This window comes from Aeromonas sp. FDAARGOS 1411, from assembly GCF_019047125.1.
Classification (GTDB): domain Bacteria; phylum Pseudomonadota; class Gammaproteobacteria; order Enterobacterales; family Aeromonadaceae; genus Aeromonas; species Aeromonas veronii.
Genome location: NZ_CP077214.1, coordinates 1,899,944 through 1,925,351, shown reverse-complemented (window position 1 = coordinate 1,925,351; position 25,408 = coordinate 1,899,944). Strand labels below are relative to the sequence as shown.

Annotated in this window: 19 protein-coding genes and 1 pseudogene; 8 read left to right on the top strand and 12 right to left on the bottom strand. The window is 59.8% G+C overall.

From position 1 onward, the window contains the following. Positions 1-2 precede the first annotated feature (2 nt). The 3 genes and pseudogenes from denD to I6L41_RS08420 all read left to right on the top strand — a co-directional run. Positions 3-950, top strand: a complete 948-nt coding sequence (denD, locus tag I6L41_RS08430) for a D-erythronate dehydrogenase (protein WP_216963357.1) — start codon at positions 3-5, stop codon at positions 948-950. After that, positions 947-2,449 (top strand): GntP family permease, encoded by a 1,503-nt coding sequence (locus I6L41_RS08425; RefSeq protein WP_216963354.1) that lies wholly within the window; start codon positions 947-949, stop codon positions 2,447-2,449. The genes denD and I6L41_RS08425 overlap by 4 nt, the downstream gene beginning before the upstream one ends. 21 nt (positions 2,450-2,470) lie before the next feature. Continuing rightward, positions 2,471-2,979: pseudogene (locus tag I6L41_RS08420) on the top strand (IS3 family transposase); the annotation flags it as partial. 77 nt (positions 2,980-3,056) lie between these two features. On the opposite strand, the gene I6L41_RS08415 reads toward I6L41_RS08420, so the two are convergent. The 5 genes from I6L41_RS08415 to I6L41_RS08395 form a co-directional block, all read right to left on the bottom strand. Beyond that, entirely contained in the window at positions 3,057-3,581 is a 525-nt protein-coding gene (locus tag I6L41_RS08415) for an acyloxyacyl hydrolase (RefSeq protein ID WP_216963352.1), read from the bottom strand. Positions 3,582-3,828: 247 nt separating this feature from the next. After that, positions 3,829-5,493, bottom strand: a complete 1,665-nt coding sequence (asnB, locus tag I6L41_RS08410; RefSeq protein ID WP_216963350.1) for an asparagine synthase B — start codon at positions 5,491-5,493, stop codon at positions 3,829-3,831. Between the two features lie 192 nt (positions 5,494-5,685). After that, positions 5,686-6,054: a cupin domain-containing protein gene (locus I6L41_RS08405; RefSeq protein ID WP_216963348.1), complete on the bottom strand. Its 369-nt coding sequence runs from the start codon at positions 6,052-6,054 to the stop codon at positions 5,686-5,688. A 130-nt stretch (positions 6,055-6,184) separates the two neighbouring features. Beyond that, positions 6,185-7,759 carry a cation:proton antiporter family protein gene (locus I6L41_RS08400; RefSeq protein ID WP_005337288.1) on the bottom strand — a complete coding sequence of 525 codons (1,575 nt, stop codon included), beginning with the start codon at positions 7,757-7,759 and terminating at the stop codon, positions 6,185-6,187. Positions 7,760-7,813: 54 nt separating this feature from the next. Continuing rightward, positions 7,814-8,563, bottom strand: a complete 750-nt coding sequence (locus I6L41_RS08395; RefSeq protein ID WP_005337281.1) for an HAD-IIA family hydrolase — start codon at positions 8,561-8,563, stop codon at positions 7,814-7,816. A 197-nt stretch (positions 8,564-8,760) separates the two neighbouring features. On the opposite strand from I6L41_RS08395, the gene I6L41_RS08390 reads away from it, so the two are divergent. Continuing rightward, positions 8,761-9,825, top strand: a complete 1,065-nt coding sequence (locus I6L41_RS08390; RefSeq protein ID WP_216963346.1) for an adenosine deaminase — start codon at positions 8,761-8,763, stop codon at positions 9,823-9,825. Positions 9,826-9,936: 111 nt separating this feature from the next. Here the strand turns inward: I6L41_RS08390 and I6L41_RS08385 are convergent, their stop codons facing one another. From I6L41_RS08385 to I6L41_RS08370, 4 genes are all read right to left on the bottom strand, one after another. Further along, positions 9,937-10,923 carry a zinc-binding dehydrogenase gene (locus I6L41_RS08385; protein WP_216963344.1) on the bottom strand — a complete coding sequence of 329 codons (987 nt, stop codon included), beginning with the start codon at positions 10,921-10,923 and terminating at the stop codon, positions 9,937-9,939. Between the two features lie 147 nt (positions 10,924-11,070). After that, complete coding sequence (locus tag I6L41_RS08380; protein ID WP_216963342.1) at positions 11,071-12,192, bottom strand: alkene reductase; 1,122 nt, start codon at positions 12,190-12,192, stop codon at positions 11,071-11,073. Between the two features lie 242 nt (positions 12,193-12,434). Next, complete coding sequence (locus tag I6L41_RS08375) at positions 12,435-13,970, bottom strand: TerC family protein (RefSeq protein WP_216951016.1); 1,536 nt, start codon at positions 13,968-13,970, stop codon at positions 12,435-12,437. A 300-nt stretch (positions 13,971-14,270) separates the two neighbouring features. Further along, on the bottom strand, positions 14,271-15,197 hold the full coding sequence (locus tag I6L41_RS08370; protein WP_042080468.1) for a cation diffusion facilitator family transporter: 927 nt from the start codon (positions 15,195-15,197) through the stop codon (positions 14,271-14,273). Positions 15,198-15,364: 167 nt separating this feature from the next. Here I6L41_RS08370 and I6L41_RS08365 point away from each other — a divergent pair, with 167 nt between their 5' ends. The 4 genes from I6L41_RS08365 to I6L41_RS08350 all read left to right on the top strand — a co-directional run bounded on the left by I6L41_RS08365 (position 15,365) and on the right by I6L41_RS08350 (position 21,636). After that, a complete protein-coding gene (locus I6L41_RS08365) occupies positions 15,365-18,436 on the top strand; it encodes an FAD-binding and (Fe-S)-binding domain-containing protein (protein WP_216963339.1) in 3,072 nt (1,023 codons plus the stop codon). Then, positions 18,436-18,924 carry a hypothetical protein gene (locus I6L41_RS08360; RefSeq protein ID WP_216963336.1) on the top strand — a complete coding sequence of 163 codons (489 nt, stop codon included), beginning with the start codon at positions 18,436-18,438 and terminating at the stop codon, positions 18,922-18,924. Before I6L41_RS08365 ends, I6L41_RS08360 begins: the two co-directional genes overlap by 1 nt. A gap of 168 nt (positions 18,925-19,092) precedes the next feature. Next, entirely contained in the window at positions 19,093-19,554 is a 462-nt protein-coding gene (locus I6L41_RS08355; RefSeq protein ID WP_216963333.1) for a hotdog fold thioesterase, read from the top strand. Between the two features lie 180 nt (positions 19,555-19,734). Next, positions 19,735-21,636 (top strand): DEAD/DEAH box helicase, encoded by a 1,902-nt coding sequence (locus I6L41_RS08350; protein ID WP_216963330.1) that lies wholly within the window; start codon positions 19,735-19,737, stop codon positions 21,634-21,636. Positions 21,637-22,127: 491 nt separating this feature from the next. Here the strand turns inward: I6L41_RS08350 and I6L41_RS08345 are convergent, their stop codons facing one another. The 3 genes from I6L41_RS08345 to I6L41_RS08335 all read right to left on the bottom strand — a co-directional run bounded on the left by I6L41_RS08345 (position 22,128) and on the right by I6L41_RS08335 (position 25,244). Then, on the bottom strand, positions 22,128-23,450 hold the full coding sequence (locus I6L41_RS08345; protein ID WP_005361308.1) for a Na+/H+ antiporter family protein: 1,323 nt from the start codon (positions 23,448-23,450) through the stop codon (positions 22,128-22,130). Between the two features lie 273 nt (positions 23,451-23,723). Next, on the bottom strand, positions 23,724-24,401 hold the full coding sequence (rnt, locus tag I6L41_RS08340) for a ribonuclease T (RefSeq protein ID WP_076491791.1): 678 nt from the start codon (positions 24,399-24,401) through the stop codon (positions 23,724-23,726). A 99-nt stretch (positions 24,402-24,500) separates the two neighbouring features. Further along, on the bottom strand, positions 24,501-25,244 hold the full coding sequence (locus I6L41_RS08335; protein ID WP_216963326.1) for a phosphatase PAP2 family protein: 744 nt from the start codon (positions 25,242-25,244) through the stop codon (positions 24,501-24,503). Between the last annotated feature and the right edge of the window lie 164 nt (positions 25,245-25,408).

Sequence of the window (25,408 nt, the reverse complement as noted above, 5' to 3'; positions counted from 1 at the left end):
ATATGCAGATAATTATCACCGGAGGAGGCGGCTTTTTGGGACAAAAGCTGGCTCGTGCCCTGTTGCAGAGTACAGTCTCTTTCAGCGAGTTACTGTTGGTAGACATTCAGGAGCCACAGCGCCAGCCCGATCCACGCGTACGCTGCCTGCAGGCAGACCTGACTACCCTGGGGGTGGCCGAATCTCTGATATGCGAACGCACTACCATTGTCTATCACCTTGCCGCCATCGTCAGCAGCCACGCCGAGCAGGATTTTGATCTCGGCTGGAAGGTCAACCTGGACACCACCCGCAGCCTGCTGGAGGCATGCCGTCATGCCCATCCTAGCATCCGCTTTGTATTCACCAGCTCGCTGGCTGTCTATGGCGGCCCACTGCCTGAGATTGTGGACGACAGCACCGCGCTTACCCCGACTTCCTCTTATGGCGCGCAGAAGGCGATGGGGGAGTTACTGGTCAACGATTACAGCCGCAAAGGTTATGTGGATGGGCTGGTTCTGCGGCTACCCACTATCTGCGTACGACCAGGTAAGCCGAACCGTGCTGCCTCATCCTTTGTCAGCAGTATTATCCGCGAGCCTCTACAAGGGGAGATCGCCATTTGCCCGGTGAGCCCCGAGCTTCGCCTTTGGCTCTCAAGCCCCGCCACTGTTGTTGATAACTTCCTGCGGGCCGCCAGGCTTCCCGCCACTGGCGATTTCCGCAGCATCAACTTGCCCGGCATCAGCGTTACCGTGGGCGAGATGATGGAGGTCCTCGCTCGGACTGGTGGTCAGGCTGCGCTGGATCGGGTGCAGTTTGCTGCCGATCCTGCCATCGAGCGCATCGTCGCCAGTTGGCCTGGACAGATTGACAACAGTCGGGCATTGGCATCCGGCTTCATGGCTGACAGGACGTTTGCTGGGATCATTGACAGCTTTATAGCCCATGACCTGCAGGAGGCATTATGAGCACCATTCCTACCCCTATCATTGGCCTTATCATTGCGGTTTTCGTATTGGTGTTTCTGGTTATCCGCACTCGGGTACATGCCCTTATTGCCATGTTGGCGGCGGCCTGTATCGCCGGGATCACCGGAGGCATGAGCATCGACAAGACCCTCACCGTCATCACCCAGGGCTTTGGCTCCACCCTTGGCAGCATTGGTATCGTCATTGGCCTCGGTGTCATGATGGGCCGCCTGTTGGAAGTGTCGGGAGCAGCAGAGCAGATCGCTTATAGCTTCATCAAATGGCTCGGCAAACGTCGCGAGGAGTGGGCACTAGCCATTACCGGCTACATAGTCAGCATTCCTATCTTTGTCGATTCCGCCTTCGTCATCCTATACCCGGTTGCCAAGGCGCTGGCGAAAAGCGGCAAGCGTTCCTTGCTCACCCTGGGAGTTGCACTTACTGGTGGCCTGGTAGTGACCCACCACACCGTGCCGCCAACACCGGGCCCACTCGGTGTCGCCGGTCTGTTTGACGTGGATATTAGCGCCATGCTTTTGATGGGCATGGCCCTGGCCATCCCCTGCGTGATAGGCATCGTCTTCTACGCTCAGTGGCTAGACCGCAAGTCCCCCGAGTTTTCTCAGCAGGCGGAAAAAACGCCGGATGAGTTGCAGGTCACCTACGAACAGTATCTCAAGGAGAAGGAGGGCAAGCCCTTGCCAAGCCTGACCTTGTCGCTGCTGCCGATCTTGGTGCCCATCGTGCTTATCTTCCTCAAGGCCATCTTCACCACGCTCGCCACCCTGGAGGGAATGAATGGTCTGATGGAGAACCCCTTGGTGCAGGGCGTCAACTTCATTGGCACACCGATAATCGCACTCGCTATCAGTGTGCTGCTGGCGGTCTATACCTTGGTGCCGCACATGGACAAGCACGCCACCGCTGAGCGCCTTGAAGAGGGGTTGCAATCGGCCGGTATCATCTTGCTGGTGACCGGTGCTGGGGGGGCGTTGGGGGCAGTTCTACGTGACAGCGGCGCTGGCCAACAGCTTGCCGAGCAGATCGCTTTGCTGCCAATCTCCCCAATTCTGATCCCCTTCATCGTGGCAACCTTGGTACGCATCATCCAAGGTTCTGGCACAGTCGCCATGGTGACGGCCGCCTCCATTTCGGCACCAATCTTGGCACAGATCCCCGGGGTCAACATGTTGCTGGCTGCCCAAGCTGCAACCATGGGCTCACTGTTCTTCGGTTACTTCAACGACAGCTTGTTCTGGGTGGTTAACCGTATGATGGGGGTATCCGACGTGAAGCAGCAAATGGTGGTCTGGTCTATTCCTACCACTATCGCCTGGGCTATCGGCGGTACTTGCGTAGCCCTGCTCAACCTGCTGTTTGGCTCCGGTGGCACCTGGCTTGATCCTGTTCTGCCATTACTGGTACTGGCGCTTATTATCTGGATTGTTCGTCGTCAACCTGTTCCGGTTCTCAGTGACACTGTGACGGAAAATAAATAGCGACTAGCTCACATAGCTACACCGACGTTGCTCAAGGCGGGACCAGAGCAGGTCACACCGGTGGCCCGGAGCAGGTCTGGGTCGCAGATATCACCTATCTGCCAGCCAGGAGCGGGCCACTGTACCTGAGCCTGGTGACGGATGCGTACTCACGCAAGATAGTGGGCCATCACGTGCACGAAGGGATGCACGCGGAGTCGGTGGCGATGGCGTTCAAGAAAGCGCTGAAGCAACGGCGTGGCAGCGGTGAACTCATCCATTACTCAGACCGCGGCGTGCAGTATTGCTCTGGGCGGTATCAGTCACTACATGAACGGTTCGGGGTGAAATGCTCGATGACGGATGGGTATGACTGTTATCAGAATGCGTTGGTGGAGCGGGTGAACGGGATTTTGAAAGGAGAGTTATTGTTGCAAAGCCCGCAGGATTTGACGCAAGTGCGTGAAGCGGTGGATATTTACAACGCGGAGCGGCCGCATCATGCGTTGAAATACAGAACCCCCGATGCGGTACATCGGGGTTCTGAGTAGAGAAATGCTAGTTGAAAATGTGTAAACCTATTTCAGGACTAGACATTGTTGTACGTATAGCAGTGGCAGCTGTTTGGCTAAAAACGGTACTCGATATGGAGGGTATGGCTGTCGAGCCCCGGGTTCTTGTCATACATATAGGCGTTGGACATGTGCTCATACTGATAGCCGATCAGCCAATTCTTGGTGATGGCGTAACCGAGGCCGATACCCAGAGCGAACTGGAAGGGGCCGCCGTAATCCTTGTAGCCTTGGCCGCGGTTGCCAAATTGATACTGATCGAGCCAGACCATTTCGCCGGGGAGCCAGGTCACCCAGTTACCCCATTGGCATTCGATACGGGCACCGCCTCCCAGTCTTGCTGTCTCTTCATCTTCTACCTTGAGGGTACCGACACGCACTCCCAATCCAAATTGACAGACCGAGTCTCCCCAGCGCCAGAACATATGGTGAAACTTGGCATCGGCGATCTTGATGTCGAGCTTTTCATTGCTGAACGCCTTGCCCAGCTGCAGGGCAAGAATATTGTCATTGGCCACGGCCCCTGTGCTGGTGGACAGTGAAACCAGCAGGCCGATCCTTGATAGAGTGTTAGCATCCATGCCCCCTCCCGATCCTTGTTGTCATCCTGGTGATCCTGTTGATCACCCTTCAGGCATAGTCAATCGACGCGCTCTCTGTCAATGCATGGTCACTTGGTAAAAAAATTAAATATTTATGAAAAATCAACTATCTGCATGGCCTAATGTGATTTGGCGAGCGTGGCAATGGGCACATGAATAAGCCCTTCACCATGGTGAAGGGCTTGTTGCTATCTGGCGTTATCCGCTCGGGTGAACCCGTTAGGGTTTAGTAGCCTTGCTGGTGCACGTCCATCACGGCGCGGCCAGACGGGTCTGCCATCTCCTTGAACTTGGCATCCCACTCCAGCGCGGTAGGGGTGGAGCAGGCGACCGACTTGCCGTAGGGCACGGTGCGGGCGGCGGCTTCCAGCGGGAAGTGCTCGTCGAAGATGGCGCGGTAGAAGTAGGCCTCCTTGGTGAGCGGGGTGTTGATGGGGAAGCGGAAGGCGGCCGCTTCGAACATCTGATCTGTCACTTCGGTCTCGACCATCGCCTTCAGGCTGTCGATCCACGAATAACCTACGCCGTCGGAGAACTGTTCCTTCTGGCGCCATGCCACTTCGTGGGGCAGCAGATCTTCAAACGCTTCGCGCAGGATGTGCTTCTCGATCTTGCCTTTGCCACACATTTTGTCGGTAGGTTGCAGGCGCATCGCCACGTCCATGAACTCCTTGTCGAGGAAGGGCACGCGACCCTCGACACCCCAGGCGGCCATCGATTTGTTGGCGCGCAGGCAGTCATAGAGGTGCAAAGAGGCGAGCTTGCGCACGTTCTCTTCGTGGAACTCTTTAGCGTTGGGCGCCTTGTGGAAGTAGAGGTAGCCACCGAACAGCTCGTCGGAACCTTCGCCGGAGAGCACCATCTTGATCCCCATCGCCTTGATGTAACGGGCCATCAGGTACATGGGCGTGGAGGCGCGGATGGTGGTGACGTCATAGGTCTCGAGGTGATAGATGACGTCGCGCAGGGCATCCAGACCCTCCTGCACGGTGAAGTGGATCTGGTGGTGGATGGTGCCGAGGTGATCAGCCACCTTGCGGGCGGCGGCGAGATCCGGCGACCCTTCCAGGCCCACGGCGAAGGAGTGCAGTTGCGGCCACCAGGCTTCGCTCTTGCCATCGTCCTCGATGCGGCGCGCCGCATAGAGCTTGGTTATGGCGGAGATAACGGAGGAGTCCAGCCCGCCGGAGAGCAGCACGCCATAGGGCACGTCACACATCAGCTGGCGCTTGACCGCCGCTTCCAGCGCCGCTTTCAGCTCGGCCTTGTCGCTGACGTTGTGCTCGACCGCGCTGTATTCCATCCAGTCGCGCTTGTACCACTGTTTGAGCTCGCCATCCTTGCTCCACAGGTAGTGTCCCGGCGGGAAGGTCTCGACGCTCTTGCAGACTGGTACCAGCGCCTTCATCTCGGAAGCAACATAGAAGTTGCCGTGCTCATCGCGACCGGTATAGAGGGGGATGATCCCCATGTGGTCGCGACCAATCAGGTAGGCATCCTGTTCGGCGTCATAAAGGATGAAGGCAAAGATGCCGTTGAGATCGTCGAGAAATGCCGGGCCCTTCTCCTTGTAGAGAGCCAGTAGCACTTCACAGTCGGATTTGGTCTGGAACTGGAAGTCGACCTTGAGGGTTTTCTCCAACTCCTTGTGGTTGTAGATCTCGCCGTTGACCGCCAGCACATGGGTGCGCTCGGGGTTGTAGAGCGGCTGGGCGCCATTGCCCGGATCGACGATGGCCAGACGCTCATGCACCAGAATGGCTTTGTCTGAGCTATAGACGCCGGACCAGTCAGGCCCGCGGTGACGCAGTCGCTTGGACATCTCCAGCGCCGATTTGCGCAGGGCTACTGCATCGGACTTGATATCCAGAATGCCGAAAATTGAACACATTGGCGGTAATCCTCTTGATTTTTATATGAGCCCCCCACGTTTGGGCTCGAAATTCCATTTACATTCCTCGTCAGACACAATGCCTAGCGGAAAAACCTTTTGCAAGCGGGAAAACCGCAGAAAATCATGCCGTAAGCGTCAAGCGGATCAACAGGATAAGGGCTGCTGCAACGGGGCAGGGTGACGTGAACGTCAAGCCGAGGCGGGTTCGAAGATCACATAGACCTTGCGACAGGGGTTGAGGGTCTCCCACTCACCGACAAAGCCGGCGGGAATGACGAATTGATCGCCGGGTTTGAGGGCCAGCTGGCCGCCCTGACTGTCGTGGATCACCACATCCCCCTCCAGCAGCTGGCAATACTCGTGCTCGGTGTAGTGGATGGCCCAGCGGCCCGGCTCGCAAGCCCAGAAGCCCACGTGAAACTGCTGGCTGGGATCGGAGTAGTGGTTCCACACCGTCTGACTCGGATGGCCTGCTTTAATGCGATCGGGGGCGGGCATCAGCGGGGTAGGGGCCGCCTCGTGGCGATCGAGCAAAATCCAGTCGTTGAGGGTCTTCATGGTGCCTCCTTGGCTTCGGCAGATAGGAAAGCGGGGCCATACAGGCCCCACGTTTGTTCGTTTTATTAAACGAGGTTATGCATAACTTAAACGATGCGCATTCCCTTGCCAATAGCCGCTGGCCGCAGGATCAGAGCGGCTGCAAACGGCGGATCACATGGCGGGCAAAGCCGCTGCCCGCTTCGTTGTAGACGTTGAACACCGCATCCACCCCCTGCTCCTGCAGGGAGGCGATATCATCCTCGAAGCGGACGATGGCGGCGATCTTGCCGTTGAATCCATGGCTGCGCAGCTTCTCGATGGCGTAGAGGTTACCCGAGTGGTGGGGCATCGCCAGCAGCACCAGATTGACTTGATTGGAGAGCAGCACCTTGTCCCAGAAGTCGGTATCGGTGGCATCCCCCTCGATGACGTTCATCCCCTGGGCTCGCAGGGTGGGCAGTTTCTCGCTGTCGTTCTCCACTCCGAGGATGACGTTGCCGTACTTGTTCTCCAGCTCGAAGTAGGCCCCCTGACCGATCCGCCCCATACCGAGGATGATCACCTCCGCATCGCCCAGCTCGATGGGTCTGTCTTCCGGATGGAGGTTGCTCGCTTGCAATCCCCGCAGCCAGTGGCCGATGCGGTGATAAATGCGCTCGCTCTGGGCATTGAGCGGGGCAGAGATCATAAAGCTCGCCGCCAGTGCAAGCGAGACCGCCACCAGCCACTCGTGGGAGAGCCAGCCCGCCTTGGCTGCGATGGCGGCGACGATCAGGCCAAACTCCGAGAAGTTGGTGAGCGCCAGGGTCGAGAGCAGGGCGGTGCGCACCCTCAGGTGAGCGCCGCTGTAGACCAGATAGTAGAGGACACTTTTGAGCGGCAGGGCCAGCACCAGCGCCAGTGCCAGCAACATGGTGTCGTGGGTCGGCAGGCCGTTGAGGCCGATGGTGAGAAAGAAGCAGACCAGAAAGAGATCTTTGAGGTTGAAGAGCGCCTTGGCCAGCCCTGCCGCAGCAGGATGGGAGGCGAGCATCATACCGATTATAAGGGCCCCCAGATCCGGCTTGAGGCCGACCACTTCAAAACCGGCAGCCCCGACCACCAGCGCCAGAAACACCCCGAACAGCACCTGCAGCTCGCCGTGCCCGGCACGCTCCAGCAGCTTGAACAGCAGCGGGCGCAGCAGCGGCAATCCCAGTACCCAGAGCGCCCAGATACTGGGCCACTTGCCGCTGGAGAAGGCCAGAAACGCCACGGCGAACACATCCTGCATGACCAGCACACCGATGGCGATGCGGGCGTAGAGGGCATTCATGTCGCTGCGATCTTCCAGCACCTTGACCGCAAAGACAGTGCTGGAGAAGGAGAGGGCAAAGCCCAGCAGCAGCGCCAGTTTCCAGTCCAGCGAGAGGGCAAGTTCAAGCCCCAGTCCCTTGCAGACCAGCAGTACCACGGTAAAGAGCAGGGTGGAGAGCAGCAGGTGCAGGCTGGTGGTGCCCCACACATCGCGCCGCATCAGGGTCTTGATATTGAGCTTGAGGCCGATGGTGAACAGCAGCAGGGTGACGCCGAGATCGGCCACCTCGCTCAGGGCAGGGGTATTTTCATATCCCATGCCGTTGAGGATAAAACCGGCGGCCAGGAAGCCGAGCAGGGGGGGCAGGCCAATCAGATTGACTACCATGCCGCAGCCAAAGGCCACGGCGATCAGAATGGGTTCCATAACAGATCCTGCAAGGGCAGGAGAGACCTGCCCTGTTTAACGCTTGGGTGGTGATTAGACGATATCGATGTCGACCACGGAGTCGAAGATGTGGTTCGGTCTGAACGGCATACGGTCGATATCGGCGACCTTGCTCACCCCGGAGAGCACCAGCACCGTCTCGAGACCGGCCTGAAAGCCCGCCAGAATGTCGGTGCGCAGGTTGTCGCCGATGATGATGGTGTCGTCGGAGTGGGCCTCCATCCGGTTGAGCGCCGCACGGATGATCCAGGCGCTCGGTTTGCCGACATAAAACGGCTTCTTGCCGGTCATCCGCTCGATGGGGGCGCACAGGGCGCCGCAGGCCGGGTGCATCATGGGGCCGTGGGTGTCGGGGTTGGTGGCGATAAAGCGGGCCCCCTGATCGACGAACTTGGCTCCCTGTTGCATCATGGTCCAGTTGTAGTTGCGGGTCTCCCCCACCACCACGAAGTCGGGGTCTATGTCGGTGATGGTGAAACCGGCCTTGTAGAGCTCGTGGGTCAGCGCCCCTTCACCGATCACATACGCCTTCTTGCCATCCTGACGCTTGAGAAAGTCGGCGGTGCCCATGGCGGAGGTGTAGAAGCACTCCTCCGGCACTTCGATCCCGGCGGAGCGGAAGCGGTTTTGCAGATCTTTCTGGGTCTGGGCCGGGTAGTTGGTGAGGAACAAGAGCTTGCTGCCCTGCTCCAGCAGGCGATGGACAAAACGGTCGGCACCGGGGATGAGATCGTTGTTGTGCAGGATGACACCGTCGATATCGCAGATGACGTTCTTCTTCATGAAAACTCCTTGTCAGGGCGCAGGCGAGCCGCCAATCGTTAAGATGTTCAATCATTTATGATTTTTGTGACGCCATTATAAGTCTGTTTGATGACAAGTCTCCCCTGTCTCGCCACTTCGGTGCACAATAAAGCTGCCGTCGGGTCAGTCTGGTGGAGGGGCTGACGCCGGATCACTTTGCTGATGGAGCCGTCGCTATGGACACCCCGATTTCCAAGCCAGTCACACCCGAACACCTCACCGCCGCGCAATTTATCGCCGGACTGCCGAAACTGGAGCTGCACCTGCATATCGAGGGCAGCCTCGAACCCGAGTTGATGTTTGAGCTGGGCCGCCGCAACGGTGTGCCACTGCCCTGGCCCGATGTGGCCAGCGTGCGCGCCGCCTATGACTTTGACTGCCTGCAATCCTTTCTCGATCTCTACTATCGCGGCGCCAGCGTGCTGGTGACCGAGCAGGACTTTTTCGACCTCACCTGGGCCTATCTTGAGCGGTGCGCCGCCGACAAGGTGGTGCATGTGGAGATCTTCTTCGACCCGCAGACCCACACCGCCCGCGGCGTTCCTTTTGCTACTGTGCTGGGCGGCATCGAGCGGGCGCTGCAGCGCGGGGAGCAGGAGTTTGGCGTCAGCTGGCGGCTTATCATGAGCTTTTTGCGCCACCTGAGCGAGGATGAAGCGTTCGCTACGTTGGCAGAGGCTATGCCCTTCTTGTCACGCATTCACGGCATCGGCCTCGACTCTGGGGAGAAGGGCAATCCGCCGACCAAGTTTGCCCGGATTTTTGCCAAATGCCGCGAGCTGGGGCTGCCGGTAGTGGCCCACGCCGGTGAAGAGGGGCCTGCCGACTACATCTGGCAGGCGATCAACGAGCTGCAGGTATGCCGCATCGATCACGGGGTGCGCTCGGCCGACGATCCCGAGCTGCTGCGCTATCTGGCGGATACCCGGCTGCCGCTCACCGTCTGCCCCCTCTCCAACACCCGGCTCAAGGTGTTCGGCAATATGGCCCAGCACAATGTGTTGCGGCTGCTGGAGCAGGGGCTCTGCGTCACCATCAACTCGGACGATCCCGCCTACTTTGGCGGCTATATGAATGCCAACTTTGTGGCGCTGGCCGATGGCCTTGGCGCGACCATGAGTCAGCTCTGCCGCTTGTCGCTCAATGCGGTGGAGGCGAGCTGGCTCTCTCTGGCCGACAAGGCGCGGCTGACCCGGGAGATCCGCAGTTATGCCGCGACTCACGGGGTGATCTTGCATTGAGTAAGGCGCCAATGAAGTCGAGATGACATGCACTATATAAAGAGAGGCCCGCCATCACTGGCGGGCCTCTTTCGTTTCAATGGTCGGTGTGGTTATCAGGGCAGGTCAGCGTTATGCCATTCGCACCAGAAACTTCTCCCCTTGTCCTTCGCGCTTGAAGCGCTCGAGCAGGGTGGGTAGTTCCTCAAAGTCGCCGACCACCAGTGGCGGCAGGGTCAGCTCGCCGCTCGCCATCTGCGCCATCATGGCGACACCGGCGGCGACCAGTCGGCTCCACTGTTTGTCCGAGCCAAAGGCGTGCTGGGCGCCCAGCGCAATCTCGTGCAACGAGTGGCAATGGCTAAAGGCGGGCAGCGGATTGTGCGGGATGCGCCCGAGCACAGTCACCATGTGACCGTAGTAGCCAAGGGCGGGCAGCAAGCTTTCTGCCTGTTGGCTGGAGACCAGATCGATGATCCCCTCAAACGGCTCGTTGCCGTTGGCCGCCTGCAAAGTGGCCAGCCAGTCGGGATCCCGATAATCGGCCACCCCCTGCACACCTATCTGCTTGAGCCAGTGATGGTGGCGTGAGCTGGCGCTGGCAAAGACCCGCGCTCCTTGCTGGAGGGCCAGTTGCACCGCAAAGCGGCCGACACTGCTGCCGGCACCTGTGATGAGCAGCGCTTCCCCTTGCAGGCGCGGCAGCTTGGCCAGCGCCTGCCAGGCAGTGAGGCCGGGACAGGGCAGGGCGGCGGCCGCCTCGTCACTTAGGGCATCGGGCACCGGCAGCAGGGCGCGGGCTGGTACCCGGGTGTGGCGGGCAAAGCTGCCGTGGTGGCGCAGGTCGGTGTGATAGGCGACCCGGGCACCGAGGCGCAGATGGCTGACGTTGGCGCCGAGGGCCACGATAGTGCCCATGCCATCGACGCCGGGCACCTGACCATCCTGCCAGTTGGAGTGGCCATATTCGATCAGCTTCCAGTCCACCGGATTGAAGGCGATGACCCGGTTGGCCACCAGTACCTCGTCAGGGGCGAGCGGTGCCAGGGGCAGATCGGCGAGGGTAAGCTGGGTCGGTTCACCGGGGGCATGCCAGCACCAGGCTTGGGTGTGATTCATGATGACTCCTTGTGAAAGCGAGGGGAGAGAACAACGAGGTCATTGCAACAGTGATTCGGTCAGTCATATCACTGTTGCTAATGCGCAACAATACGGCGGGCCCCAACCTGTGGGGCCTGCTTTACGTGGCCGGTTGGCCATTGGCAATCAGCGGCTGGCTGCTGCGTCCTCGGCCTGATAGACGGGGTAGTCTGTCAGCCCTTTTTCGCCGCCGCCAAACAGGGTGGCCGGATCGTGTGGGGCCAGCGGATAGCCGTGGCGCAGCCGGTTCGGCAGATCCGGGTTGGCGACGAAGGGGCGACCAAAGCCAATCATGTCGGCCCAGCCGGCATCGAGGGCGGCGCGTGCGCGATCACCATCATATTTACCGGCGTAGATCAGGGTGTTGGGGAAGGCATCCCGCAGACCCAGTTTGAAGTTCTTCGGCATCAGGGGGGCATCGTCCCAGTCCGCCTCGGCAATGTGCAGGTAGACCACGTTGAGCTGGCCCAGTAGGCGGGCGGCCGCCAGATAGGTCTCCTGCGGATTGGCATCGACGGTGCCGTTGAGGGTGGTGAGCGGCGCAAGGCGCACCCCGACCCGGTCAGCCCCGATTTCGCTGCTGACTGCCTCGGTCACCTCTTTGAGGAAGCGCAACCGGTTCTCCAGCGATCCGCCGTAATTGTCGGTGCGGGCGTTGGATTCGGAGTCGAGGAACTGGTTGATCAGATATCCGTTGGCGGCGTGCAGCTCGATGCCGTCAAAACCGGCGCTGATGGCGTTGCGGGCCGCCTGACGGAACTGGCCCACCACCGCATCGATATCGGCCTGGGTCATGGCGCGCGGAGTGACGGTCTCGACAAAGCCCGGCGCATCGCTGCCATTATCGACGAACACCTTGACGCCCACTGCGGGCAAGGCCGAGGCCGAGATGGGCTGGGCGCCGCCGATGTTGTCCGGATGGGTGACTCGGCCCACGTGCCAGAGCTGGGCGAAGATGGTGCCCCCCTTGGCGTGCACGGCATCGGTCACGAGCTTCCAGCCAGCGATCTGCTCGGCGCTGTAGATGCCCGGCGTCCAGGCATAGCCCTTGCCCATGGGGTCGATTTGGGTGCCTTCGCTGATGATCAGGCCCGCCTCGGCGCGCTGGGCGTAGTAGGTGGCCATCATGGCGTTGGCCACGTCACCCGGCTGACTGGCACGGGAGCGGGTCATGGGGGGCATGACGATGCGGTTGGCAAGGTGCAGCTGACCCAGTCGCTGCGGGCAAAACAGGTGATCGTGGCTCATCTTGAGTTCCTCATGGTGGGATTGATGGTGACTCTAGCCGCCAATAGCGTTGCAACAAAGAGGGGTAATTGCACCATTGAATTGCACTGAATGCAGCAATCGCGACTGACTGCGGATGAACGTCGCGGCGGATGGCTGGCGGGGCAGAGAGGGTGTTGCAATCGGTGCATCACATGCAAATGAAAGGCGAATAAAAAAAGAGGGCTCGCTGGCCCTCTTCTCATGATTGCGTTGCGGCTCGATTAGCCAGCGACCGGCATCACCCGTACCCGCTCAATGCGCCGCTCGCTTACCTCCAGCACCTCGAAGTTGAGCGCCTGCAGTTGCAGCTGCTGGCCCGGGGTGGGCAGGGTGCCGAAGTGGGAGAGCAGCATGCCGGCCAGGGTCACGTACTCGTCGCTCTCGCTCACCAGCCCCTCGTGCTCCAGCACCTGCTCCACATGGTGGATGTTGGTGCTGCCATTGATCAGCCACCCTTCGCCATCGCGCACTATATCCGGGGTTTCGTCCTCGTCCGGCAGCTCGCCGACGATGGCCTCCAGCAGATCGTGGGTGGTGACCAGCCCCTGGATCACGCCAAACTCGTCGGAGACCAGAATAAGGCTCCCCTTGGCTTTGCGCAGCTCCGCCAGCAGGCGGATCACGTTGATGGTCTGCGGCACGATTATGGGATCGTTCTGCTTGGCCAGCGCGCTTAAGGATTGCCCTTCGTTGAGGGCAAACAGCAGGTCCCGCGCCTTGACCACTCCGATCACCTCGTCCAGATCCCCGTCACAGATGGGGAACAGGCTGTGGGGCTCGCGCTGCAGCAGGGCGCGGATCTCGTCGCTGGAGTCGTTGATATCGATCCAGGCCATCTCCGAGCGCGGGGTCATGATGGTGCGAATGGAGCGCTCGGCCAGCGACAGCACGCCGGTCACCATATAGCGCTCCTCCTCGCCAAAGCTCACCGGCGCTACGGCCGGGGCATCCAGATCGTCATCCGGCTGATCCTGATAGGCCTTGCTGCCCATCAATTTGAAGATGGCGGCGGTGGTGCGCTCGCGCAGGGGCTGTTTGGATTCGTGACGCATGGCGCTGCGCTGGGCCAGCTGGTTGAAAAACTCGATCAGCACCGAGAAGCCGATGGCTGCGTAGAGGTAGCCCTTCGGAATATGGAAGCCGAATCCTTCCGCCACCAGGCTGAAGCCGATCATCAGCAGGAAGCTCAGACAGAGCACCACCACGGTAGGGTGGGCGTTGACGAAGCGGGTCAGCGGCTTGGAGGCCAGCACCATCACCACCATGGCGATGGTCACGGCGGCCATCATCACACCCAAGTGTTCCACCATGCCGACGGCGGTGATGATGGAGTCGAGCGAGAAGACCGCATCGAGCACCAGAATTTGGGCGATCACCACGCCGAAGCTGGCGTAGGCGCCGACAGGGCCGTCATCCTGAGGTTTGGCTTCCAGCCGCTCGTGCAGCTCGGAGGTGGCCTTGAACAGCAGGAACAGGCCGCCCCCCATCAGGATCAGGTCCCGACCGGAGAAGGGGTGATCCCACAGGTGCAAAATCGGGGTGGTCAGGGTGACCAGCCATGACATGACGCTCAGAAGTCCTAGTCGCATCAGCAGGGCCAGCGACAGGCCGATAATGCGCGCCTTGTCCCGTTGGGCGGGGGGCAGTTTTTTCACCAGGATGGCGATAAAGACCAGGTTGTCGATCCCCAGCACGATTTCCAGAATGATCAGGGTAAACAGACCAATCCAGATATGGGGATCCAGCAGCAATTCCATTGTATGACCTCAATAAAAACAGACAGAGCAGAGAGTGATCACGGCGCACGATGGCCGCAGTAACAGCAAGGCAAAGGTGTTATTCAGAGGCGCTGATTAAGCAGAAAAAGATAGGCTTTGACAGAGAGAGACGAAGGGCAACTTCGGGGATTGTCCATGATGGGCAATAAAACCTCGGGTGAAAAATGAGCCCTGATGATAGCGGCTGGCGCCAATTTGGCAAGAGCAGTGTCAGTGGGGCGTGATGGGGTTGTGATGCGACAGGGGGAGGCGGCGGTGCCACGCTCCCCCATGCGGTCGTTACAACCAGCGCTTTTCACGGGTGAAACAGACCGACAGCCAGGCATCGCCCAGGGTGTCGCCAAGGCGAGACCAGAGCTCCTGGCGCAGGGCATCCTGACGTTCGACGGGCCACTCCTGACCCGGCGCCACCAGAATGTTCAATTCCAGATCGAAGCGGCGACCGCTTTTGGCCAGATGGCTGTAGCACTCTATGCCGTGGCGCTGGCGCAGCGCCTCGATCTCCTGCTCGACTTGCCGTGGCACATCTCCCTTGGGGGCGATCTTCAACACTTCCCGCAGGTTGCGACCGAGCACCTTGATGGGAATGAGAGTGGCGCAAAGGGCCAGTAGCGAAACCAGCACTGGGTCTATGTAGCGGTTGTATTGGCCGTAGCCGATGGCATCGAGGCCGATGGCGACCACGAAACCGATAAGCAGGGTGGCGCTGAGCAGGGTATCCACCAGCCACTCCTTGGAGTCGACCCGCACCAGCTCGGAGTCTACCTGCTCGGCGACCTGGGCTTCGATACGATAGATGATGGCGCAGAAGAAGGTGGAGACGGCGGCATAGATGAGAGCGTGGCCGAGATCGATCTCCCGTCCTCCCTCCAGCAGGGTGGTGATGCCGCTATAGAGAGCGCCAAGGCAGAGCAGCAGAATAATGGTGCCATTGATGACGTTGGTTATGGGCTCGAAGTGGGCGTAGCCATACTGGAAGCGCGCATCGGAAGGGCGGGTAACGAGATAGGCGGTAACAAGACCGAGGCCTGTCATGCCCATGCTGAACAGGGTGAAGATACCATCGAGCATGATGGCGTTGGAACCGACGAAGAGGCCGTAGCCGATGCCGAAGATGGCAAAGGTGATACAACCGAACAGCGACAGGGTAAGCGCCTGTTTTTCGGTGGTGACCAGCGTACTGATAACATGGCTGTGGTGAGCCATAAAAGTCCTCCTTTCAAATGGTGAATATTGCCAAGCGCAAGCGGTTTTCTAGCTGATATACTGCCCGCTCACATGTGAGCGGACTGGCCTGACTGCCATTGACAGGCGGCTGGCCAGTCGTTGTCGCCGGCGTGCCGGCATCAAGCAAAGGATGGGAACAAGGATTCATGATCCCGAGACTCGATTACCAGGACAGTTTGTCACCCGCAACCCTGCAGTTTCTTGAGTTGCTAGAGCGCAGCGCATTTCGTGGTGATATCGAAAAGTCTTATGCAAGCCGGTTGGCGATGGCGACGGATAACAGCGTCTATCAGGTAGTACCTCAGGCGGTTCTCTATCCGCGCAGTGCGGACGACATAGCAGCAATGCTCAAGCTGGCCGCAGAGCCGGCGTTCGCCTCCCTGAGTTTTTTCCCTCGCGGTGGCGGTACCGGCACCAATGGCCAGTCATTGGGCGGCGGCATTATCGTCGATCTCTCCCGTTATATGAACCAGATCATGGAAATTAATCTGGAGGAGGGGTGGGTGCGAGCCCAGGCCGGGGTGGTGAAAGACCTGCTCAACGCCTATCTCAAGCCCCACGGTTACTTCTTCTCGCCGGATCTCTCCACCTCCAATCGCGCCACCTTAGGGGGCATGATCAACACCGATGCCTCGGGGCAGGGGTCTCTGGTCTACGGCAAAACCTCGGATCACGTGCTGGGTCTCAAGGCGGTGCTGGAGAATGGCGACATCATGGCCACCGAGCCGCTGACCGGTGAGCGACTGGCCGACAAGCTGGCGCTGGAGAGTCGCGAAGGAGAGATCTATCGCACCCTCTATCGCATCGGCAAGGAGCGCCGCGCCGACATCGAGGCGACCTTCCCCAAGCTCAACCGCTTTCTGACAGGCTACGATCTCAAGCACCTCTATCAACCGGATACCGACACGCTGGATGTGAGCCGGGTGCTGTGCGGATCTGAAGGGTCTCTCGGCTTTATCACCGAAGCCAAACTCAATATCACGCCAATCCCGCGCTACCGGACGCTCGTCAACGTCAAGTACGACAGTTTTCCCTCCGCCCTGCGCAACGCCCCCTTTATGGTTGAGGCCCAAGCGCTGTCGGTGGAGACGGTAGACTCCCGGGTGCTCGGGCTGGCCCGCGCCGACATCATCTGGCATTCGGTGAAAGAACTTATTCAGGATGTGCCCGGCAAGGATCTGCAGGGGCTCAATATCGTCGAGTTTGCCGATACCGATGAAGCAGAACACAAGGCCAAGGTGGCGGAGCTCTGTCGCCGTATTGATGCGCTGCTGGCCAAGGGTGAGGCGGGGATCATCGGCTATCAGGTGTGTGACCACCTGCCGAGCATCGAGACCATCTACACCATGCGCAAGAAGTCGGTGGGGCTGCTGGGCAATGCCGAAGGTCGCAAGAAGCCGGTGGCCTTTACCGAAGATACCGCGGTGCCGCCCGAATCTCTGGCCGATTTCATCATGGAGTTTCGTGCCCTGCTGGATGCCCACGGCCTCGACTACGGCATGTTCGGCCACGTCGATGCCGGTGTGCTGCACGTGCGCCCGGCGCTGGATTTGTGCGAGCCCGAGCAGGAGGTGCTGCTGCGCCGCATCTCCGATCAGGTGGTGGCGCTCACTGCCAAATATGGCGGCCTGATGTGGGGCGAGCATGGCAAGGGCTTTCGCTCCGAATACAGCCCCGCCTTCTTTGGCGAGCTGTGGGAAGAGCTGCAGCGGGTCAAGGGGGTATTCGACCCGGGCAACCGCATCAACCCGGGCAAGATCTGTATCCCCTACGGTAGCGGCGCTGAGTTAGTGTCGGTGGATGGGCCCAAGCGCGGCAAGTATGACCGCCAGATCCCGCTCGCGGTGCGCACCAGCTACACCCGCGCCATGGATTGTAACGGCAACGGTCTCTGCTTCACCTTCGAGACCGACTCCCCCATGTGCCCCTCGGTCAAGATCAGCCGCGATCGCCGCCACTCCCCCAAGGGGCGGGCGGGCCTGATGCGTGAATGGTTGCGTCAGCTGGCGGAGCAGGGCTTCGATCCGTTGGCGGAAGAGGTGGCACTGCAATCCGGTGGTGTGCGCTTCAAACAGCTGGTGGACAAGGTGCGCAACAGCTGGGCCAAACAGCGCGGCGAGTATGACTTCTCCCATGAGGTGATGGAGGCGATGGCGGGCTGTCTGGCCTGCAAGGCATGTACCAGCCAGTGCCCGATCAAGGTGGATGTACCCGATTTTCGCGCCCGCTTTATGCAGCTCTACCACGGCCGCTACCTGCGTGCGCCGAAGGATTACTTCGTCGGCACCGTTGAAAGCTATGCGCCGCTGCTCGCCAAGGCACCGAAGCTGGTCAACTTCTTTCTCGAAAAAGAGTGGGCCCAGAAGGCGACCGAGAAGAGCATCGGCATGGTCGATGTGCCGCTGCTCTCGGTGCCGACCCTGGCCGAGAGCCTGCACGATAACCGCGCCCGCTATTTTGATCTGCCGGGTCTGGAGCGGATGAGTGCCGAGCAGCGCAAGCAGGTGGTGCTCATCGTGCAGGACCCCTTCACCAGCTATTACGACGCCCCTGTGGTGCGCGACCTGGTGAAACTCGCCAGCAAGCTCGGCTTCCAGCCCTACTTGTTGCCCTTTAAACCCAACGGTAAACCCCAGCATATCAAGGGGTTCCTGCGCGCCTTTGCCCGTACAGCGGCCAACAGCGCCCAGTTCCTCAACAAGGTGGCGGCGCTTGGCATTCCCATGGTGGGGGTGGATCCGGCCATGGTGCTCTGCTATCGCGACGAGTATGCCAAGGCGCTGGGGTCGGCCCGCGGTGATTTTCAGGTGTTGTTGCCGCAGGAGTGGCTGCTCTCGCTGCCAGCAGATCAACTGCCTGCTCGCACTGACAAGACCAAGAGCGAGGAGGGGGGCGAGCCCTGGTATCTCTTTGCCCACTGCACCGAGAAGACCGCCAAGCCCTCCACTCACGGTGACTGGAGCACCCTGTTTGGTCGTTTCGGGGCCAGCTTGCAGCCGGTCTCTGTGGGTTGCTGCGGTATGGCGGGCACCTATGGTCATGACGTCAAACAGGTGGAGAACTCCAAGGGCATCTATGGACTGAGCTGGGCCGACCCGCTCGCCCGTCTACCCAAAGCGCGCTGCCTGGCGACCGGCTATTCGTGTCGCAGTCAGGTCAAGCGGATGGAGGGGGAAAAGCTCAAACATCCATTGCAAGCCCTGCTGGAGCTGCTCTGATGCTGACGTTTCCCAAGCGGTTTCGGGTGCCGAAGGCCTATCGGCACCCACGTTTCTTGCTGTTACCCGCCACTCCCGCTCAGGCGGTGGTGGAGTTTGTCGCCATGTTGCGCGAGCGCGAGCAGCTCCATCAGCTGTTTCGCCCGAACGATATCTGGCCCTCGGCCAACTTCAGCCTGAGCCAGCACGAAGGAGATCTGGAGTGGCAGCAGTCGGAGTTTCTGGCCAAGCGCTCCTTTGCCTATGGCCTCTGGAGCCCGGATCGGGAGCCGCAATTTTGGGGCGGGGTTTATCTCTACCCCTCGGTGCTGCCAGAGGTAGCGGTGGAGCTCTTCTTTTGGAAGGTGGCCGAGGCGCCCATCACGGATGAGGAGCTGGAGATTCAGCTGCGCGAGTGGCTCGCCAGGGGGTGGCAGTGGCCAGAACCCCGCTTGCCGGGGCGAGATGTGCCTTGGTCCGAGTGGCCCGGCGTTACCTACCCCTGGTGACATCCCGCTTAAGGGCATGATTGTGTAACACGCAGCTCCGGGTCGGGGCTGCGTTGTTACCAAGTCACCTGGTAACCAACAACTCATATAACCGAACCATGTTGCCGATGGAGGTCGTTTCACTCATATCGGTACGCATTCATCGCTTACATAAGGAGTCTGCTCGCAATGAGTCACGATATTGCGCACATCTGGCGTAAACCCATGAGTCTGGAAGGCCTCAACGCCACCTCTCGCAACACCCTGATGGCCCACCTCGATATCATCTACACCGCTTTTGGCCCCGACTGGTTGGAAGCGACCATGCCGGTGGATCACCGCACCCACCAGCCCCTTGGCATGCTGCATGGTGGTGCGTCCGTGGTGCTGGCGGAGACGCTTGGGTCGCTGGCGGCCAATATGGCGGTGGGGCCAGATAGCTACTGTGTGGGGTTGGAGGTGAATGCCAACCATCTGCGAGCCAAGCGGGAAGGGGTGGTGACCGGGCGTTGCGCGCCGCTCCATCTGGGAGCAACAACCCAGGTGTGGCAGATTGAAATTCGGGACGAACGTGAGCGTTTATTGTGCACCAGCCGACTGACTATGGCGGTGCTCAAACACAAGCGGGGCAAGGACTCCAGCGAGGAGTGATCTGCAATAACGCACTATGAGTGCAAAATAAGCAAGCCATACTCGCCAGATCCCTCTATAATTGCCAACGTCTTGAGAGGCTTATCACATTTTTCAAGACAGCAGAACAAAGTGGCGCTATAATCGCCGCCTTTTTGCTATTCCGCGGTGTTAGCCGCCTGCCTTAATCTGGAAGAATCTATGTCTGATACCGAACAACTGCCCCTTTTTAGTGAGCTTGGACTGGCCGCGCCTGTATTGAAAGCGCTGCAGGACGTGGGCTATGAGCGCCCGTCACCGATCCAGGCCGCAGCAATTCCCCACCTGATGGCGGGACACGATCTGCTGGGGCAGGCGCAAACCGGTACAGGGAAGACCGCTGCTTTTGCCTTGCCTCTGTTGTCTCGTCTGGAAGCTGGTAACCGCAACACCCAGATCTTGGTGCTGGCGCCTACCCGCGAACTGGCGCTGCAAGTGGCTGAAGCGTGCCAACGCTATGCCCACCACATGCCTGATTTCCACGTACTGCCGATCTACGGTGGTGCCTCCTACGAAACCCAGACCCGCGCCCTGCGTCGCGGTGCTCAGGTTGTCGTCGGTACTCCGGGCCGCGTGATGGATCTGATCCGTCGCAAGAACCTGGACCTCTCCGGCCTGAAAGCTCTGGTACTGGACGAAGCTGATGAAATGCTGCGTATGGGCTTCATCGACGACGTTGACTGGATCATGGAGCAGTGCCCGAGCACTCGTCAGGTTGCCCTGTTCTCTGCCACCATGCCGGAGCAGATCCGTCGCGTGGCCCAGAAGCACCTGAAGCAGCCCAAAGAGATCAAGATTGCCTCCAAGACTGCTACCGCTACCACTATTCGCCAGCGCTACTGGCAGGTAACCGGTCTGCACAAGCTGGACGCCATGACCCGTCTGCTGGAAGTGGAATCCTACGAAGCCCTGCTGGTGTTCGTGCGTACCAAGAACGCTGCCGAAGAGCTGGCTGGCAAGCTTGCCGCCCGTGGTCACGCCTGTGAAGCGCTGCACGGCGACATCCCGCAGAAACTGCGTGAGCGTACCGTCGACAAACTGCGTCAAGGCCAGCTGGATATCCTGATCGCCACCGACGTTGTCGCCCGTGGTCTGGACGTTGAGCGCATCACTCACGTAGTGAACTACGACATTCCGTACGACACCGAATCTTACGTTCACCGTATCGGCCGTACCGGTCGTGCCGGTCGTAAAGGCGAAGCCATTCTGTTCGTCGCCCCGCGCGAGCGTCGTATGCTGCGCGCCATCGAGCACGCAACCCGTCAGGCCATCGAGCCGATGAAGATGCCGAGCACCGAGGACATCAACCAGCATCGTATGGCCAAGTTCAAAGAGCGCATCCGCGAAACCATGATGGGTGAAGAGCTCGAGATCTACCACAACCTGGTCAACGAGCTGATCGAAGAAGATTCTGCCGATCCGCTGGAGCTGGCTGCTGCACTGGCCAAGCTGGTACAGGGTGACCAACCGCTGCTGCTGGATGATTCCATTCCGGATCCGCTGTTCAACAACAGCAACGATCGTGGTGGCTTCGAGCGCCGTGACTTCAACGACCGTGGTGGTCGTGACTTCGGTGACCGTGGCGATCGTCCTGCCCGTCGCATGCCGTCCCTGGAGCCCCGTCCGCTGAAAGACAACCCGGATGTGGAGATGGAGCGCTATCGTGTAGACGTGGGTGCTCATCACGGCGTCAAGCCGGGCCAGATCGTGGGCGCCATCGCCAACGAAGCGAATATCGAGAGCCGCTTCATCGGCAACATCGACATCGCTGACGACTTCTCTACCGTCGACCTGCCCAAGGGTATGAGCGCCGATGTGCTGGAAGTGATCAAGAAAGCCCGTGTTTGCCAGCGTCCGCTGCAGATCACTCGCTACACCGAAGTGCCGGCCGGTGGCAACACCAGCAGCCGTCCGCCCCGTGGTGATCGTCCGTTCCGTGGCGACCGTCCTTTCAACAAGGATCGCCGTCCCCAGGGTGACCGTCCGTTCAACAAGAGCGGGGAGCGCCGTGAAGGTGGCTTCAACAAAGATCGCAAATTCGGTGGCAAGCGTCGCGAAAGCTGATTGCTGATCCCGTTATGAAGAAGGCCGCTCATTGAGCGGCCTTTTTTTCTGCCTGCGGTTTACCCTGTGTTCTTACTGAACGCCAGATCGGCATAAGCCGTTAAATGGGGGAGCGCATGATGGCCACTATTTGATGACTGGATGTCGGGGAAAGAGAGAATACCTTTTCTACTCGACAGGCGGTTGTGACGTGGTTGGGTATCATCCGCCGTTCTGCCATAGGTCTGGGCTGGCAGCCGTTTCTTTGTATTGGCAAGCGTTGGGACGTATGCACTTGGGCGGATAGTTGGATGGGGAGTGACAGCATTGCGCCCGCTGACTCCGGCGGTCGCAAGGGGTGGCGACTAGTTGGCCGCTCAGAGGCTTTGTCTGGCTGGCAGCCATTATTCATATCGAGCGGGGTAATTGGTTGGCATCAATAAAGAAGGCGACCATCTGGTCGCCTTCTTGTTTTGCATTGTGATGTGCAGAGGTCGCAGCCCGAGGGGCTATCAGAGCACCATGGCGGCAATCCAGCCGAAGATCACCAGCGGGATGTTGTAGTGAATAAAGGTGGGCACCACGCTGTCCCAGATATGGTCGTGCTGACCATCGGCGTTGAGGCCTGAGGTGGGGCCCAGGGTCGAGTCGGAGGCGGGTGAACCCGCATCCCCCAGCGCGCCTGCGGTACCGACCAGGGCGATGATCGCCATCGGTGAGAAGCCAAGCTGCAGACAGAGCGGCACATAGATGGTGGCGATGATGGGCACGGTGGAGAAGGAGGAGCCGATCCCCATGGTGATGAGCAGACCCACCAGCAGCATCAGGAAGGCGGCGATCCCCTTGTGCTGACCGATGCCGGAGGCGACCACCTGAACCAGAGAGTCGACCCCGTGAGTTGCCTTCATCACGGCGGCAAAACCGGCGGCAGAGATCATGATGAAGCCGATCAGCGACATCATCCGCACCCCCTGGGTGAAAGCATCCTGGCTTTCGCGAAACTTGATGACGCCGCCGCAGGTGAAGATGACAAAACCGGCCAGCGCACCCAGTACGATGCTGTTGGTCATCAGTTGCAGCCCCAGCGCTACGCCAATGGCCAGCAGGGCCACCCAGATGTGGGTGAGGTTGAGCTCGACCGCTTCGGGCTCGGCATCCAGGATCTTGGCCAGATCGTACTGGCGCGGTTTGCGATAGCTGATGAATACCGCAATCAGCAGGCCCAGTACCATACCCGCGACCGGAATGGCCATCGCCAGCGGGATCTGGCTGGTGGTGATGGGCACGCCGTTATCGATCAGGTTCTTGGCCAGAATGTTGTTCAGGAAGATGCCACCAAAGCCGACCGGCAGCACCATATAGGTAGCTGTCAGGCCAAAGGTGATGACACAGGCCACCTGACGACGGTCGATCTGCATCTGCGCCATCACATGCAGCAGTGGCGGGATCAGGATGGGAATAAAGGCGATGTGAACCGGGATCAGGTTCTGGGAGGAGATCGCCACGGCCAGCACGGAAGAGAGCAGCAGGGTTTTGACCCACATGATGCGGGTCGAGCTGGCATCCTTGCCCAACTGGTTGATCACCTTGCGGGCCAGCAGGTCGGTGATCCCGGAGCGGGAGATGGCAACCGCAAAGGCGCCCAGCATGGCGTAGGAGAGGGCAATCTCGGCGCCACCGCCCAGACCACCGCTGAAGGTGGTGAGGGTATCGGTCAACGACAGCCCACCGACCAGGCCGCCAGCAATGGCCCCCAGCGCCAGCGAGACCACCACATTGATCCGCAGCAGACTGAGCACCAGCATCAGCCCGACTGCGATAACAACTGGATTCATTTGATTTCCTTATAGTTTGTTATTGCTGTCTGTCATGTGAAGGGGAGTTAGTTTGCGAAAAATGTGACAAATGTCGAGAAAAAAATCAGTCAACCCCCTCATATCGCAGCAGCATGTGGCACAAGGTTGCTCAACATGAGGGTTTGTGACCTGTTTGTATCCGTGCATCCCATGCGCTGCGGTGGATAGTGACCTTGATAGAGATTTCCGGTGCGCTGTGCAATCAATCACTTCCCCAAAAAGCGAAGGCTGCCAGTGGCAGCCTTCATCCGTTTATTCTTGCCCCTCATCGTCGGCAGGAGCATCGGTTGTGTCATCATCCGGATGCGCTGGCGGCCAACCCCCCATGCTCTTCCAGCGGTTAACGATATGACAGAACAGCTCTGTGGTGCGTTCGGTGTCATAGAGGGCAGAGTGCGCCTCTTTATTGTCAAACGGGATGCGGGCACTCTGGCACGCTTTGGCCAGCACGGTCTGACCCAGCGCCAATCCGGAGAGAGCAGCGGTGTCGAAGGTCGCAAACGGGTGGAATGGATTGCGCTTGAGGCCAGCGCGCTCGGCGGCAGCCATCACGAAGCCGTGATCAAAGGTGGCGTTGTGGGCCACTATGATGGCGCGGCTGCAATCCTGCTCCTTCATTCCCTTGCGGATCCCCTTGAAGATCTCGGTCAGTGCCTCTTTTTCCGAGACAGCGCCACGCAACGGGTTGTAGGGGTCGATGCCGGTGAACTCCAGCGCAGCCTTTTCCAGGTTGGCCCCTTCGAAGGGCTCGACATGAAAGTGGAATACCTGATCGGGAACGAGCCAGCCCTGCTCATCCATTTTCAGGGTGTAAGCCGCGATTTCGAGCAGGGCATCGGTCTTGGCGTTGAACCCGGCTGTTTCAACATCGATGACGACGGGGTAAAAACCACGGAAACGGCCCTTGAGGGTATGAACTGCGTCGGTCATGGGATCTCGGTCGGGATAAAATGAGGCGGCATTATGGCAAAAAAGCACAGGCTTGTCCCCCCATCCCACGCAGGATGCCGCGCCAAGATGGCGCAGGATTCAATATCTGTGCAGCCACCAGCGGGCGGCAATCAGCGCCGTGAGCGACCCCAACAGGGCGCTGGCCAGCACATCCACCGGCCAGTGCATTCCCATCACCATGCGCGACAGACCAATTCCCAGTGCCCACAATGGCAGCAGCCAGACGCCCGTGGGAGCGCGGGCCAGCCAGATCAGACCAAAAAATTGGGCCAGGCTGATGGCGGCGATGCTGTGGCCGGAGGGGAAGGCGTAGTTCACCTCGGCCTGCCAGTGGTGGCCGAGCCACTCTGGCAGGGCCAGCAACTGGCTGGCGGCGTGAACCTGTTCACTGCGCACATCGATGCTACTGGCGTAGAAGTGCTTGATGGCAGGGATCAGTGCCTGACTCTCAAGCCAGAGCAGATAGGGTCTGGGCTCTTCGGTCAGGTATTTGATCAGGCTTTTGAGCACCCAGTCGCTGGCGAGCAGGGCTGCCAGCGCGCATCCCAGCGCAATGAAGGGGGTCAGTTCCAGTTTCAGTTTGTAGCGGGTCAGCAGCAGCAAGAGGGCGCCACTGACCCCGATCCCGGGAATATCGACCATGCGGGTGAGGGCGTATGACCACCATAGCCAGCCTGATTGCAGGGAGCCGGTCAGAAAAGGCTGCCAGGGCAGGGTGGCGAGCAGTAACAGGGGCAGGATCAACAGGGCAGTGAAGCCAAGCACCTGACTGCGGGTGAGTGAGGCGGTTGACGTTGGGAGCGACGAAGCGTGTGGCGGCATGGTGGGTATGGGCGATCGCGAAAAAGAGGGGCATTGTGCCACCGTGATATGCTCGGACAAAGCCGCGCAGCACGTTTGTTACCTCTGCTTACACATTTGTGGCGACATCCTCTGTTTGAGCGGGCGGATGGGGCGGCTGCCGCGCAATGTGGTCCCCTCTCGCG